13 protein-coding genes are annotated in these 14,434 nt (G+C 51.3%); 5 read left to right on the top strand and 8 right to left on the bottom strand.

Annotated features, from left to right (window positions below):
* Positions 1-100: 100 nt before the first annotated feature.
* Positions 101-499 (top strand): 8-oxo-dGTP diphosphatase MutT, encoded by a 399-nt coding sequence (gene mutT, locus L4D19_RS20810; protein WP_428454082.1) that lies wholly within the window; start codon positions 101-103, stop codon positions 497-499.
* Between the two features lie 105 nt (positions 500-604).
* On the opposite strand, the gene yacG is transcribed toward mutT, so the two are convergent.
* The 8 genes from yacG to nadC all read right to left on the bottom strand — a co-directional run bounded on the left by yacG (position 605) and on the right by nadC (position 7,859).
* Entirely contained in the window at positions 605-826 is a 222-nt protein-coding gene (gene yacG / locus L4D19_RS20815) for a DNA gyrase inhibitor YacG (RefSeq protein WP_428454083.1), read from the bottom strand.
* 7 nt (positions 827-833) lie between these two features.
* Complete coding sequence (gene zapD, locus L4D19_RS20820; RefSeq protein WP_428454084.1) at positions 834-1,571, bottom strand: cell division protein ZapD; 738 nt, start codon at positions 1,569-1,571, stop codon at positions 834-836.
* Between the two features lie 24 nt (positions 1,572-1,595).
* Positions 1,596-2,201 (bottom strand): dephospho-CoA kinase, encoded by a 606-nt coding sequence (gene coaE, locus L4D19_RS20825; RefSeq protein ID WP_428454085.1) that lies wholly within the window; start codon positions 2,199-2,201, stop codon positions 1,596-1,598.
* A 2-nt stretch (positions 2,202-2,203) separates the two neighbouring features.
* Positions 2,204-3,073, bottom strand: coding sequence for a prepilin peptidase (locus tag L4D19_RS20830; RefSeq protein WP_428454175.1), 870 nt, complete (start codon positions 3,071-3,073; stop codon positions 2,204-2,206).
* Positions 3,074-3,151: 78 nt separating this feature from the next.
* Positions 3,152-4,378: a type II secretion system F family protein gene (locus L4D19_RS20835; RefSeq protein WP_428454176.1), complete on the bottom strand. Its 1,227-nt coding sequence runs from the start codon at positions 4,376-4,378 to the stop codon at positions 3,152-3,154.
* Between the two features lie 14 nt (positions 4,379-4,392).
* Positions 4,393-6,096, bottom strand: coding sequence for a type IV-A pilus assembly ATPase PilB (gene pilB, locus L4D19_RS20840; RefSeq protein WP_428454086.1), 1,704 nt, complete (start codon positions 6,094-6,096; stop codon positions 4,393-4,395).
* A 3-nt stretch (positions 6,097-6,099) separates the two neighbouring features.
* A complete protein-coding gene (locus tag L4D19_RS20845; RefSeq protein WP_428454087.1) occupies positions 6,100-6,597 on the bottom strand; it encodes a pilin in 498 nt (165 codons plus the stop codon).
* Positions 6,598-6,971: 374 nt separating this feature from the next.
* Positions 6,972-7,859 (bottom strand): carboxylating nicotinate-nucleotide diphosphorylase, encoded by an 888-nt coding sequence (gene nadC / locus L4D19_RS20850; RefSeq protein ID WP_428454177.1) that lies wholly within the window; start codon positions 7,857-7,859, stop codon positions 6,972-6,974.
* Between the two features lie 265 nt (positions 7,860-8,124).
* On the opposite strand from nadC, the gene ampD reads away from it, so the two are divergent.
* From ampD to aceF, 4 genes are all read left to right on the top strand, one after another.
* Entirely contained in the window at positions 8,125-8,679 is a 555-nt protein-coding gene (ampD, locus tag L4D19_RS20855) for a 1,6-anhydro-N-acetylmuramyl-L-alanine amidase AmpD (protein ID WP_075762344.1), read from the top strand.
* 291 nt (positions 8,680-8,970) lie between these two features.
* Complete coding sequence (pdhR, locus tag L4D19_RS20860) at positions 8,971-9,744, top strand: pyruvate dehydrogenase complex transcriptional repressor PdhR (RefSeq protein WP_075762343.1); 774 nt, start codon at positions 8,971-8,973, stop codon at positions 9,742-9,744.
* A gap of 139 nt (positions 9,745-9,883) precedes the next feature.
* Positions 9,884-12,547, top strand: a complete 2,664-nt coding sequence (gene aceE / locus L4D19_RS20865; RefSeq protein WP_428454088.1) for a pyruvate dehydrogenase (acetyl-transferring), homodimeric type — start codon at positions 9,884-9,886, stop codon at positions 12,545-12,547.
* Between the two features lie 14 nt (positions 12,548-12,561).
* Positions 12,562-14,430: a pyruvate dehydrogenase complex dihydrolipoyllysine-residue acetyltransferase gene (gene aceF / locus L4D19_RS20870; RefSeq protein WP_428454089.1), complete on the top strand. Its 1,869-nt coding sequence runs from the start codon at positions 12,562-12,564 to the stop codon at positions 14,428-14,430.
* Positions 14,431-14,434 lie beyond the last annotated feature (4 nt).

Here is a 14,434-nt window from a genome sequence, read left to right on the forward strand (position 1 = left end):
TTTAGTAGAAATAAAAAGCGGGATGGGCAGGGGCGTACTTTGGAAACATGTGGTTTTCGTGTGCACCGCTGGCGACTCGATATGGATAGCAGGTATCAGTTTGGAAAAGAAACAGGTCTGGATCTCGGCAGGGATCATTCTTAATGCTCAACAAGATGAGGTTTTTATTACCCGACGTGCAGCCAAAGCCCATAAGGGAGGATTTTGGGAGTTCGCCGGTGGCAAGGTCGAACGGGGAGAGACAGCCGAGCAGGCCGTGATCCGTGAGCTGGACGAGGAAGTCGGTATTCAGGCAACAGAGCTGGAGCACTTTATGGCGCTTGAACATGACTATCCGGAAAAGTTACTGAAGTTCGACTTCTTCCTGATCAAGGCATTTGAGGGCGAAGCCTACGGCAAGGAAGGGCAGCCTGGCGAGTGGGTCAAGTTGACGTGTTTGCGCGATTATGCGTTTCCTGAAGCCAACGAGGTGGTGCTGGATAAGCTGATGGGGATATAAATCCGGCTGGTTTTGGATTAAGGGTTATAGGTTATGGCCCCTGGGCCCTAGGATGAGCTGGCTTGGCTCTTCCTCGCACCCAGGGCCGAATATTCTCGTACCCTGTTAATAGCCCATATCTTCTGACCAACCGTCAGAATCGGACATATCCGGCGCGCCCGGTATGGCTTTTTCCTCTTCCGCCCATTCACCCAGGTCAATTAGCTGACAGCGCTTGGAGCAAAACGGACGAAATGGGCTTTCCACGCTCCACTTCACTTTCGATTGGCAGGTCGGGCATTTAACAATAGTAATGTTGCTTGAAAGCGCCGTATTAGATTGTGTCACATAAACCTCAGCAGATTGCTAGTTTAAAGTCGATGGCCTCGGCAATGCCTGCGCCTTCTTCAAAAGGCGAGAAGCGAATGGCAAAGCGGCTGCGATGACCCGATATCATAGGATATACCCCATAGCTAGGGCAAATCTCCAACCGTAACAAGCTGGCATCGTCGGCATCATGCTGGAAAAATCCACCGCGAGCGATTTGTGGCTGATACTGGCCCGAGTCTCGGGTCAGGCGGAGCCATAAGTTGAGCGCTTCGGTTAGCTCGGCAAGCTGCTTGAGCCAGTTGGCCATATCATTTTGCTTGTGTGCCAATGGTAAGTGTAGCCAGTGATGCAGGGCTGGGAGGTCAAAGCAGCAACTGCCGCCAGGAATAGAAAAGCGCTGCTTGATACCGCTAAGAAAGCGATCTTCGCGGATCTCCTGGCCGAGTCGGCTGGCAGTGATCAGCTGGTGATGAGCCAAATCAATGTTATCGAGAATCGCGAGCAGGGCGGATTGATCGACCCCGTCGATATTGAGCCAGCTTTTGAGCTTGGTGCGTTGTTTGTCGAGATCTTTCGCCAGCTCGGACTTGAGCTGGATCTGATCGAGAATTTCTAAGAGATCAAACAGGGCCCGGAAGAAGATCTGATGCTGCCACTGATCATTAAGCTGGCTGGCATGTGTCATTTGCCTGATCAAATACTCAAGACGCAGATAAATGCGTACTTTTTCGTTTAGCGGATGTTCAAAGCGGTTTGTTAGCATACTTGTTTATCCGAGGTTAACCCGTTACTGATAGTGAAGGCTCATCGCTAAATACTGCTGATGTAGTTCGGAAACGGCATCGTCGAGCTCGTTACTGTCGCCATTGTTGTTGATCACATCGTCGGCGGCGTCCAGGCGCTCCTGGCGTGAAGCCTGGGCTGCCAGGATCTTTTGGACATGGCTGGCGTCTACCTGATCGCGTTGCCGGGTGCGTGCTATTTGCACCTCTTCGCTCACATCCACGACCAGTAAGCGGTGGGCCATGGTCTGCAGGTTGTTTTCCACCATTAGCGGGATCACCAGCAGGCAGTAAGGTGACGTTGCTTGCGCGATATCGGCCTTCATCTGTTCCCTGATCATAGGGTGAAGAAGGGCATTTAACCAATCTTTCAAGCTGTTATCGTCAAAAATAGCCTGTCTTAGCTTACTGCGGTCCAGGGTGCCATCTGTCAGCAGAATGTCAGTTCCCAGCTTCTCGACAATGGCCTCAAGCCCGGGAGTACCTGGCTCTACGACTTCTCTGGCGACGATATCGGCATCAATAATATCAATGTTATAGCGGCCAAATCGCTCGGCAACGGTTGTTTTGCCGCTGCCGATGCCGCCGGTGAGTCCGATAACCATTGTCATGACTACAATCCCAGGTATGAAGTTAGGTACCAGTTCAGCATGGGTTCACCCCATAAGATGGCGATCCAGCCTGCCAGTGCCAGATAGGGGCCAAAGGAAAACGGGGTCTGAGAGTCTGAACTTTGTATACGCATCAAGATGATGCCACAGATCGCCCCGACCAAGGAAGACAAGAGTACAACAAAAGGCAGCAATTGCCAGCCGAGCCAGGCTCCCAGTGCTGCCAGGAGCTTAAAGTCACCGTAGCCCATGCCTTCCTTGCCGGTAAGCAGCTTAAAGCACCAATAAAGGCTCCAGAGTGACAGGTAGCCAGCCATGGCACCGATAACGGACTCTGTGAGTGATATAGGCCCCCAGCCCAGCAGGGCAACCAAAATACCGGCCCACAGCAGCGGCAGGGTGATCTGATCTGGCAGCAACATTTTGTCGAGATCGATAAAGGTCAGGGCAATAAGGGCAAAACTAAAGAAGATCACGGCGATTGCCCATTCGGATGCGGGCAGAACAATGGCTACGGTTGCCGTGACGATGGCGGTAAAAAGCTCGACGGCCGGATAGCGGGCACTGATTTTTGTCTGGCATGAGCTGCAACGCCCTTTGAGGAGCAACCAGCTGATAACAGGAATGTTCTCCCACATGCTGATTTGATGCTGGCAGTGCGGGCAGCGGGAGCGGGGCACGCTCAGATTAAAAGGAGGCGTGTTTTCTACCGGACCGAACTCCGGGAAACATTCGGCGCACTCGGCTTTCCACTGCCTTTCCATCATAACAGGCAGGCGGTAGATCACGACGTTGAGAAAGCTACCGACCAGCAGGCCGAAAATGGCCGCAAAAACAGGAAATAGCCATGGGTAGTAAGTCAGCAGTTCCATGAAAGACATCTCATACAAATATGTCAGGGTATTGTAGGGGATCACAACGGCAGATCCTAGGTTAAGCGCGACTGGCTTTTATCCCATCACGCTCATTAACTTAAAGATAGGCATATACATTGCCACCAACAGACCGCCAATCATGCCGCCAAGGAAAATAATAATCAGCGGCTCGAGGATTTTACCGAGGTTATCGACCGTATTATCGACATCATCTTCATACAAAGCGGCCATTTTATTGAGCATATCGTCTAACGAGCCGGACTCCTCACCAATCATTGTCATCTGTAGCATCAATTCAGGAAAGACATCGCTCTGGCGCAGGGCTATATGGAGTGGCATACCTGCAGCAGTGCTGCTGTGAGCCTCCTCGATAGCCTGCTCGATGTATTTGTTGCCGGCCGTTTTACCGGCGGACTGGAGGCCGCTCAGCAAGGGGATCCCGGCACTGAAAGTAGTGGCCAGGGTACGGGAAAACCTTGCCACCGTCGCCTTGAGCAAAACATTGCCGACGATAGGCAGCTTTAAATTGAGGCGGTGAATTGCCAGCTTGAATCGGCGAGAGCGCTGATAGCGAAAAATGAATAAAAACAGAAATGTTAACAGGCCAATGGCCAGATAAATGCCGTAGCCGAGCATAAAATCAGAGGCTTTGATCACCTGCTGGGTAAACCAGGGCAACTCGGCGCCGAAGTTGCTGAAGATGCTGGCAAACTGTGGGATGACAAACACCAGCATCATTATCGTGACACCGATTGATGTAAGGGTAACCATTGAAGGGTAGATCATCGCCTTGATGACTTTTTTTCGTGTTGACTCGTTTTTTTCCCGGTAGGTCGCGATGCGATCGAACACTTCAGGCAAATGGCCTGTTTGCTCGCCGGTGAGCACCAGATCGCAGTAGAAGTTATCAAACAGGGGGGAGCTGGTTTTCAGCGCCCGTGACAGCGATGCCCCTGCTTCTATCTGGGTGGTTACCTGGGCCAGAACCGCTCTGCCTTCTGCCTTGTTATGGCTGTTTGCCATCATTTTTAGCGCCTGGACAACCGGTACGCCCGAGGCAATCATTGTCGCCAGCTGGCGGGTGATGGCCGTAACATCGGCTGGCTTGAGCTGGTTTTTGAGCTTGCTTAGCGTCGATGGCTTGTGGCGTTTTATTTTTTTTACCTGGATCATCTGTTCGCCGAGCATAGTGCGAACGTCACGTTCCTGAAAGCCCAGGGTAATACCCGAGACTTTTTTCCCTGCCTGATTAACGCCCCGCCAATGGAAATAGCGAATTTTACTAACTTGTGCCATCGGTATTCCTTGTATGAACGTTAGCTAAAATGCAGCACCCGCTGCAGCTCTTCCAGGCTGGTGATACCTGCGCGGAGTGTGTCTATGCCAGACTGTTGCAGTGTCTGCATTCCCTGGCGGCAGGCTAGCTCTTCCAGCTCGAGGGTCGAGGCGCCTGCTATCAGCGCCTGGGCGAGCTCACGGCTAAACGGCATGACTTCATAGATCCCGACCCGGCCGAGGTAGCCTTGGTTACAGTCGTCGCACCCCTGCTTGTTGGCCTGGTAGACAGTGGCTGCATGCGGTATTTTCAGCTGTTCACATACCAGGCTATCAAGCTGCTGCTGTTGTTTGCAGCTACTGCACAGGCGGCGGGCGAGGCGCTGGGCAATGATCAGGCTGAGCGATGAGGCCAGGTTGAAGTCCTGTATTCCCATGTTGGTCAGACGGGTGATGGTTTCAGCTGCCGAATTGGTATGCAGGGTCGACAGCACCAAGTGGCCGGTTTGTGCCGCCTTGACCGCAATAGATCCGGTTTCCAGGTCCCGTATCTCGCCGACCATGACCACATCTGGATCCTGGCGCAGGAAGGATCTCAGCGCCTCGGCAAAGCCCAGTCCGATCTGGCTGTTGATCTGGACCTGGTTGATCCCCGGCAGGTTGATTTCAACCGGATCCTCGGCGGTAGAGATGTTTCGCTCATCGGTGTTGAGGATCTTTAGTCCGGTATAGAGTGATACTGTTTTGCCGCTTCCGGTGGGACCAGTCATTAAAATCATCCCCTGCGGCTTTTTCAGGGCGTGCAGATAAGCTTGTTTCTGCGGTTCGTTGTAGCCGAGGATATGAATATTCAAATTGGCGCTGGAACTGTCGAGGATCCGCAGTACCACTTTCTCCCCCCACAGTGTCGGCAGGGTCGAGACCCGAAGATCGATCGCCAGCGTCGGTGTCAGCTTAAGTTTAATCCGACCGTCCTGTGGCTGGCGGCGCTCGGCAATATTGAGTTTCGACATCACCTTGAGGCGAGTGGACAATCGTCGCGACAGGTGAGCCGGTGGCATGGCATGCTGGTGGAGGATGCCATCACAGCGAAATCGGATCCGGTATGATTCCTCGTAGGGCTCGAAGTGGATATCCGAAGCTTTCTTGCGTACGGCATCCATCAATACCTGGTTGATATAGCGGGTAACCGGGGCACTGTCCTGGCTGAGATCGGTTGCTTCATCAAGCAACTCGCCGTCACCTAAGTCAACCAGTTCGCCCAGATCGGCATCTGTCACGCTGCGCTGGTGCTGGAGCAAATGATGATTTTCGCCGATCTCGCTGCCGTAAATCCGCCGGATCGCGCTTTCCAGCTGCTTGGCTTCAAGCAGCAAAGGCTCGATATTTTTTCCGGTGGCAAAGCGAAATTCATCCAGGGCATCGATCTGGGTCGGATCGCTGAGGCCGATAAACAGGGTATTGTCGTTTACCTGCAGAGGGAGCACCCGGTGCTGGAGCACCAGTTCGCGCTGGTTGAGTGCTTTGCAGCATGCGTGGTAGTCGTATTGGTGAACGTCAATCAGTGCGATGGCAAAGATGTGCTCGAGGTGGCGGGCCAGTTCCGTGCCGCTGAATAAACCGAGCTCGACCATGGCAGAAGGCACACTGGTGCCTTCTGCCCGGACAACATCGACCACTTGCTGCTCCTGCTCCGGGCCAATCAGGCTAGCCTGGTGCAGGATAGAGGCGAGGTTGGTTTGCATTGATTAGCTCTGAGGGCAGAAGTCAGCTTTCCCGTTACCATCACAATCTATTTTCCATACTACGCCATGGGCATTAGATTTGGGTGCTAGCCTGACTTTGGCACCAGCAATTAATGGGCCTTTTGCTTTGCCTGTAGGAACTTCAGCAGTTACATATTTAGTATTATCGACTGTTACAACTCCATCTTTGATTTCTGCTGTTACATCTGATGAAACTTCAAAGAAATCGCCATTACCCTTATCGAATTCTTGTGCTGCAGGAACCCCGTTATTTCCGCTTGAACAGTCCAAAGTAGACTTACCTGCAGATACCGTGACATTCCCACTTAGTAAGCAAACACCAACAGCTGTTTTCATTGCAGTCGTAGCATTCAACATCTCAGTAGCGTGCGCACGCTTGGTATAATTTTGGTAGGCAGGCATTGCAAATGCGGACAATACGCCGATAATCGCCACCACAATCATTAGTTCTATTAATGTAAAACCTTTTTGTCCTTTCATCTTCTTGTCCTTCTTATTCTGTCAATAATCATTGAAATACAATGACCTCAGCATACTTATGGTTGCAATTGGTTGAATAATGTAAGAGTGATTACTCGGCCTACGTTTAATTTAAACTCATTGGCTTACATTGGTTGCATATTGGTAAGTGGTTGCCGACGCAAATTTTACTAATGAAATTATCAGGTTAGGGGGCTGTTGATGTATAGGTTATTTGGGGAAGGGGTAATACGAGAGCTGGTGGTAAGAGTCTAGTGGGATAGATTGAGGCGTTTGGGTATCAGAAAAAAGCAGCCGCTTGGATATCTGGCTGCTTTTTTGATAATAACGTGCTCAGTAGTTCGTATCACTGATCGCACGTTACTTAAACCGTATTACTTAAAGCGCATTGACAAGTCCATGGCTTTTAGGTGCTTGGTCAGCGCGCCTACTGAAATGTAGTCGACACCGGTCAGGGCAAATTCACGGATAGTCGCGAGCGTGACGTTGCCGGAGTTCTCCAGGGCCGCGCGGCCAGCGTTGATTTTCACCGCTTGGCGCATCATCTCGGTGGTGAAGTTATCGAGCATGATGATATCGGCACCGGCATCAATGGCCTGTTGCAGTTCATCCAGGCTCTCGGTCTCGATTTCCACCGGCTTGCCAGGGTTGAGTTGCTTGGCTGCTGTAATAGCCTGCTTAATACCGCCACAGGCAATGATGTGGTTTTCCTTGATGAGGTAGGCATCGAACACGCCGATACGGTGGTTGAAGCCGCCGCCGCAGGTTACGGCATATTTCAGCGCGCTGCGAAGACCAGGAACAGTTTTTCGGGTATCGAGCAGGCGGCACTGGGTGCCTTCCAGTTGCTTGGCATATTCTGCAACGGTTGTGGCACAACCGGACAGGGTCTGGATAAAGTTCATCGCGTTACGCTCGCCGGTCAGCAAGATACGGGATGGGCCGCTCAGGGTACACAGGGTTTGGTTGGGCTCGACGGCATCGCCATCCTGGACATGCCATTCGATGCTAACTTCATCGCCCAATTGCTTGAAGACTTCCTCAGCCCACATCTGACCGCAGAAGACACCGTGCTCGCGGGTGATGATAGTGGCGACGCCCTGGCTGTCAGCCGGGATCAGGCTGGCAGTGATATCGAGCGTCGGATCAATCGTTCCGCCCAGATCTTCACGTAAGGTGTCGGCGACGGCACGGGTAATTTCTTGTGGGAGTTGCTGCTTTAAGTAGTTTAAGCGCGATTCGCTGTCGTGCTTCTTTTCCATCTGAGTCATGACATGTCCGTAGCAAGGTTGAGCTGCTGTTGAGTGGGAAGTGGGTAGGTGTTTCCCGAGATCTTATGGCGACGATCATACATGGAGACTCAAAAAGATGCGAGATCCCAGATGGCGGATCTTAGTTCCCAAGAAAGCGGCTCCCCGTAGTCTGAAAAGCGGGAGAAGGAGAGGCGCTTGACATTGCCCCGTAGCTGGTGAAACCTGCCAGCAGTATCCAGTACCGCTGGGCAACAAGATCAGGAAGTATCAAGAAATGTTAACAATCGACAATACCCACTGGCTCGAAGGTGTTAAGCATGTCCCGTCCCCCTTCTACGATCAGCGAGAAGACAGCCAGGATATCTCGCTGCTGGTGATCCACAATATCAGCCTGCCGCCGGGGCAGTTTGGCGGCCCGTATATCGAGCAGCTTTTTACCGGTCAACTGAACCCGGAGGAACATCCCTATTTCGAGTTAATTTCAGGCTTTCGTGTCTCTGCTCACTGTTTAATTAGAAGGAATGGCGATATTATCCAGTTCGTTCCGTTTGATTGTCGTGCCTGGCATGCCGGCGTGTCGCAGTTTGCTGGCCGTGACAAGTGCAATGATTACTCAATCGGAATCGAGTTGGAAGGAACGGATACCCTCCCTTATACCCAGGCCCAGTACAATACATTGACTGAGCTGACCCGGGTTATTATTCAACATTACCCTGACATCAATGCTTCACGGATCACCGGGCACGAGTTTATTGCACCCGGGCGTAAAACAGATCCCGGTATCGCCTTCGATTGGCGGGCGTTTAAAACAGCGCTGCTGGAAAAATAGTGACCGTCGGGTGGAAAATTGTCATTTTCAAATTGGTCAGACCATTAAACGATTTTTCGCCCATATTTCCTTTCATGACTGTTGATGAATGATGTTCTCTATGTTTTAACAAGTTTTCATAAGTTGAAATTTTTGTTAAATCCCCCTCCATTCTATGATTTCCATCAAGTTGCTGGTGGACATCTTCAATTATTTATGTAAACTTTCCTTCCATAATTTAATTGGTAATACCAATTTACCCACTAACGGGTTATCCGAAACGCTATAAGTACAAGAAGCATAACGAAAAAAATGACTTATAAACGAATTCGCCAACCAAAGCTCTCCGATGCCATCGAGCAGGAACTAGAGCACCTGATCCTGGAAGGCACCCTGTCTCCGGGTCAGCAGCTGCCGCCTGAGCGCGAGCTGGCCAAGCAATTCGACGTTTCACGCCCGTCAGTAAGGGAAGCTATCCAGCGTCTTGAAGCTAAAAACCTCCTGACTCGCCGTCAGGGCGGGGGCACGTTTGTGACGGAAAAACTATGGCAGAGTTTTTCCGAGCCGCTGCTGGATTTGCTGAGCGCCCACCCGGAAACCCAGCTAGATTTACTTGAGTCTCGTCACGCCCTAGAAGGCCTGGCTGCTTACTATGCAGCCCTGCGAGGCAACGAAGAAGATTTCACTCGTATTCGTGACTGCCATAAGCGGATACAAGATGCCCAGCAGCAAGGCGATATGAAGGCCGAAGCCAGTGCAGTCATGCAGTACCTGATCGCGGTGACCGAATCCGCCCACAACGTGGTACTCCTGCACATTATCCGCAGCCTTGCACCATTGCTGGAGCAAAACGTATTACAAAACTTTGAACTCCTGAACCGCCGCCAAGATGTGGTGGGGAAGGTGAGAAAGCATCGAGCCAATATTGTCCAGGCGATTGTTTCTGGCGAGCCGGAAAAGGCCCGTGAAGCATCACATGCACATTTGGCTTATATCGAGGAAACCTTGTTGGATTTATCGCGTGAAGATAGCAGACGTGAACGCTCTCTTCGTCGGATTCAACAACGCAAGGACGGGCTGGATTAGTACCGCTCATTATACGTCGAGCCGGGTAGTAAACAGTCGCGACAATATACCAGTCGTCATAATTATCTGTTCATTCAGCGGATATAAAACACACGATTGGTATTAAGTTTTGTAGATTATCAACGAAAGGATAGATCGCATGTCTGAAGTCATGAAAAATGACGTGGACGCACTGGAAACTCAAGAGTGGCTAGCAGCCCTTGAATCAGTCGTTCGTGAAGAAGGTGTAGAGCGCGCACAGTACCTACTAGAGCAAGTACTGGATAAAGCACGTCTTGATGGCGTAGATATGCCAACAGGTATCACTACCAACTACATCAACACCATCCCATCAGATCAAGAACCAGCTTACCCTGGCGACACAACGCTTGAGCGCCGTATCCGCGCGATCATCCGTTGGAATGCTGCAATGATCGTACTACGCGGCTCCAAGAAAGATCTTGAGCTGGGTGGCCACATGGCATCTTTCCAGTCTGCTGCGGCGTTCTATGAGACTTGTTTCAACCACTTCTTCCGTGCTCCGAACGAGAAGGACGGTGGTGACCTAGTTTACTACCAGGGCCACATTTCCCCGGGTATCTACTCTCGTGCGTTTGTTGAAGGTCGTCTGACAGAAGAGCAGCTAGATAACTTCCGTCAAGAAGTAGACGGTAAAGGTATCCCTTCATACCCGCACCCTAAACTGATGCCTGAGTTCTGGCAGTTCCCGACTGTATCTATGGGTCTGGGTCCAATCTCTGCTATCTATCAAGCTCGTTTCCTTAAGTACCTGGCAGGCCGCGGCATGAAAGATACTTCTGAGCAGCGCGTTTATGCCTTCCTGGGTGACGGTGAGATGGATGAGCCAGAATCACGTGGTGCGATTTCATTCGCTGCGCGTGAGAAGCTGGACAACCTATGTTTCCTAATCAACTGTAACCTGCAGCGTCTTGACGGCCCGGTAATGGGTAACGGCAAGATCATCCAGGAGCTGGAAGGCCTGTTCAAAGGTGCTGGCTGGAACGTAGTCAAAGTTATCTGGGGTAACAACTGGGATTCTCTACTGGCGAAAGACACCTCGGGCAAGCTGCTACAGCTTATGAACGAGACTATCGACGGTGACTACCAGACATTCAAGTCGAAAGACGGCGCTTACGTTCGTGAGCACTTCTTCGGTAAGTACCCAGAAACAGCAGCACTGGTTGCTGATATGACTGACGATGAAATCTTCGCGCTTAAGCGTGGTGGTCACGAGTCATCTAAGCTGTACGCGGCATACAAGAACGCGGCAGAAACCAAAGACCGTCCAACTGTTATCCTTGCTAAGACTGTTAAAGGTTACGGCATGGGTGAAGCGGCTGAAGGTAAGAACATTGCGCACCAGGTTAAGAAGATGGACATGTCTTCTGTTATGCACCTGCGCAACCGCCTAGGCCTGCAAGACCTTGTTTCTGATGAAGACGTTAAGAACCTGCCTTACCTGAAACTGGAAGAAGGTTCGAAAGAGCACGAGTACCTACACGCTCGTCGTAACGCACTTCACGGCTACACGCCACAGCGTCTGCCTAACTTCACTGAAGAACTAGTGATCCCAGAAGTAGAAGAGTTCAAGCCACTGCTAGAAGAGCAAAAGCGTGACATCTCTACGACTATGGCATTCGTTCGTGCGCTAAACGTTCTACTTAAGAACAAGAACATCGGTAAGAACATCGTTCCTATCATTGCTGACGAAGCACGTACTTTCGGTATGGAAGGCCTGTTCCGTCAAATCGGTATCTACAACCCGCACGGCCAGCAGTACACACCGCAGGATCGTGACATCGTTTCTTACTACAAAGAAGCAACTTCGGGCCAGGTATTACAGGAAGGTATCAACGAGCTGGGTGCTATGTCTTCATGGGTTGCTGCGGCAACGTCATACAGCACCAACGATCTGCCAATGATCCCGTTCTACATCTACTACTCAATGTTCGGCTTCCAGCGTGTGGGCGACATGGCGTGGATGGCAGGTGACCAGCAGGCGCGTGGTTTCCTACTGGGTGCGACAGCAGGTCGTACTACCCTGAACGGCGAAGGTCTGCAGCACGAAGACGGTCACAGCCACATCATGGCTAACACTGTTCCTAACTGTATCTCTTACGACCCAACGTTCGCTTACGAGGTTGCTGTGATCATGCAAGACGGTATCCGTCGCATGTACGGCGAGCAAGAGAACGTGTTCTACTACCTAACGGTTATGAACGAAAACTACGCGATGCCAGCAATGCCAGAAGGCGCTGAAGAAGGCATCCGTAAGGGTATCTACAAGCTAGAATCTTACGCGGGTGATAAGTCTAAAGTTCAGCTAATGAGCTCTGGTACGATCATGAACGAAGTTCGTAAAGCCGCTCAGATCCTAAGCGACGACTACGGTATCGCTTCTGACATCTACTCTGTAACGTCTTTCAACGAACTAACTCGCGAAGGTCAGGACGTTGAGCGTTTCAACATGCTTCACCCAGAAGCAGAGCAGAAAGTACCTTACATTGCACAGGTAATGGGTACTGAGCCTGCAATCGCTGCAACTGACTACATGAAGAACTACGCCGAGCAAGTTCGTGCGTTCATGCCTTCTGAGTCTTTCAAAGTACTTGGTACTGATGGTTTCGGCCGCTCTGACAGCCGTGCGAACCTACGTCGTCACTTCGAAGTTAACGCAGGCTACGTCGTAGTTGCTGCACTGACCGAGCTGGCTAAGCGTGGTGATGTTGAGAAGTCTGTAGTTGCTGAAGCAATTGCGAAGTTCGACATCGACGCTGACAAGATCAACCCGCTATACGCGTAAGAGGTAAATTAAACATGGCAATCGAAATTAATGTACCTGACATCGGTGCGGATGAGGTTGAAGTCACTGAGATTCTTGTTAGCGTTGGCGACAAGGTTGAAGAAGAGCAGTCTCTGATCACTGTAGAAGGCGACAAGGCTTCTATGGAAGTACCAGCTTCTCAGGCGGGTATCGTTAAAGAAATCAAAGTGGCTGAAGGCGACAAGGTTTCTACCGGTTCTCTAATCATGATTTTCGAAGCCGAGGGTGCTGCAGCTGCAGCACCTGCTCCTGCGGCTGAAGCAGCGCCTGCTGCTCCAGCGCCGGCAGCAGCGGCTGAACTGAAAGAAGTTCACGTACCGGACATCGGCGGTGACGAAGTAGAAGTGACTGAAATCATGGTTGCAGTCGGCGACAGCATCGAAGAAGAACAGTCTCTTCTTACTGTTGAAGGCGACAAAGCATCAATGGAAGTACCTGCACCATTTGCCGGTACCCTAAAAGAGATCAAAGTAGCGGCAGGCGATAAAGTCTCGACTGGCTCACTTATCATGGTCTTCGAAACAGCAGGTTCAGGCGCTCCAGCAGCACCTGTAGCCGCAGAAGCGCCAGCGGCGGCTCCTGCAGCATCTGCAGCGAAAGAAGTTAACGTACCGGACATCGGTGGCGACGAAGTAGAAGTGACTGAAATCATGGTAGCTGTAGGCGACATGATTGAAGAAGAGCAGTCTCTGATCACTGTTGAAGGTGACAAGGCTTCTATGGAAGTACCTGCACCGTTTGCTGGTAAGGTTAAAGAAATCAAGATTGCAGCAGGTGACAAAGTGTCGACTGGCTCGCTAATCATGATCTTCGAGGTGGCGGGTGCAGCTCCAGCAGCGGCTCCTGCTCCTGCGGTAGCAGCGTCATCTGCTCCAGCAGCAGCGCCAGCTTCTACCGGGACGCCGGCCGCAGGCGACTTCCAGGAAAACAACGACTACGCTCACGCGTCTCCAGTTGTTCGCCGTCTTGCTCGCGAGTTCGGTGTTAACCTGTCTAAGGTTAAAGGTACTGGTCGTAAGAACCGTATCCTGAAAGAAGACGTACAGAACTTCGTTAAAGAAGCACTTAAGCGTCTTGAGTCGGGTGCTGCGGCATCTGGCAAAGGTGACGGCTCTGCACTGGGTCTACTACCATGGCCGAAAGTTGACTTCAGCAAGTTCGGTGAAACCGAAGTTCAGAAGCTTTCTCGCATCAAGAAGATCTCTGGTGCTAACCTACACCGTAACTGGGTGATGATCCCTCACGTTACACAGTGGGACAACGCAGACATCACAGCGCTTGAAGCTTTCCGTAAAGAGCAGAACGCGATTGAAGCGAAGAAAGACAGCGGCATGAAGATCACTCCGCTAGTATTCATCATGAAAGCAGTTGCGAAAGCGCTTGAAGCCTTCCCAGCGTTCAACTCTTCTCTATCAGAAGACGGTGAAAGCCTGATCCTGAAGAAGTACGTAAACGTGGGTATCGCGGTAGATACGCCAAACGGTCTTGTTGTTCCTGTCTTCAAGGACGTAAACAAGAAAGGTATCTACGAGCTTTCGGAAGAGCTGATGGCGGTGTCTAAGAAAGCACGTGCTGGTAAGCTGACTGCGGCAGACATGCAGGGTGGCTGTTTCACCATCTCTAGCCTTGGCGGCATTGGTGGTACTGCGTTCACACCTATCGTGAATGCGCCAGAAGTCGGTATCCTGGGTGTATCTAAGTCTGAAATGAAGCCAGTGTGGAACGGTAAAGAGTTCGAACCACGCCTACAGCTTCCACTGTCACTGTCATACGATCACCGTGTGATTGACGGTGCCGAAGGTGCACGCTTCATCACTTACCTGAACGGCTGTCTATCAGATATCCGCCGTTTGGTGCTTTAAGGTT

Source organism: Photobacterium kasasachensis (assembly GCF_050336885.1).
Taxonomy (GTDB): domain Bacteria; phylum Pseudomonadota; class Gammaproteobacteria; order Enterobacterales; family Vibrionaceae; genus Photobacterium; species Photobacterium kasasachensis.

What these genes read in the sequence shown, in the direction of transcription:
- zapD (WP_428454084.1), bottom strand. Translation starts at nt 1,571, where the DNA reads ATGCTAACAAACCGCTTTGAACATCCGCTAAACGAAAAAGTACGCATT.
- coaE (WP_428454085.1), bottom strand. Translation starts at nt 2,201, where the DNA reads ATGACAATGGTTATCGGACTCACCGGCGGCATCGGCAGCGGCAAAACA.
- L4D19_RS20830 (WP_428454175.1), bottom strand. Translation starts at nt 3,073, where the DNA reads ATGGAACTGCTGACTTACTACCCATGGCTATTTCCTGTTTTTGCGGCC.
- pilB (WP_428454086.1), bottom strand. Translation starts at nt 6,096, where the DNA reads ATGCAAACCAACCTCGCCTCTATCCTGCACCAGGCTAGCCTGATTGGC.
- L4D19_RS20845 (WP_428454087.1), bottom strand. Translation starts at nt 6,597, where the DNA reads ATGAAAGGACAAAAAGGTTTTACATTAATAGAACTAATGATTGTGGTG.
- nadC (WP_428454177.1), bottom strand. Translation starts at nt 7,859, where the DNA reads ATGGAAAAGAAGCACGACAGCGAATCGCGCTTAAACTACTTAAAGCAG.
- ampD (WP_075762344.1), top strand. Translation starts at nt 8,125, where the DNA reads ATGTTAACAATCGACAATACCCACTGGCTCGAAGGTGTTAAGCATGTC.
- pdhR (WP_075762343.1), top strand. Translation starts at nt 8,971, where the DNA reads ATGACTTATAAACGAATTCGCCAACCAAAGCTCTCCGATGCCATCGAG.
- aceE (WP_428454088.1), top strand. Translation starts at nt 9,884, where the DNA reads ATGTCTGAAGTCATGAAAAATGACGTGGACGCACTGGAAACTCAAGAG.
- aceF (WP_428454089.1), top strand. Translation starts at nt 12,562, where the DNA reads ATGGCAATCGAAATTAATGTACCTGACATCGGTGCGGATGAGGTTGAA.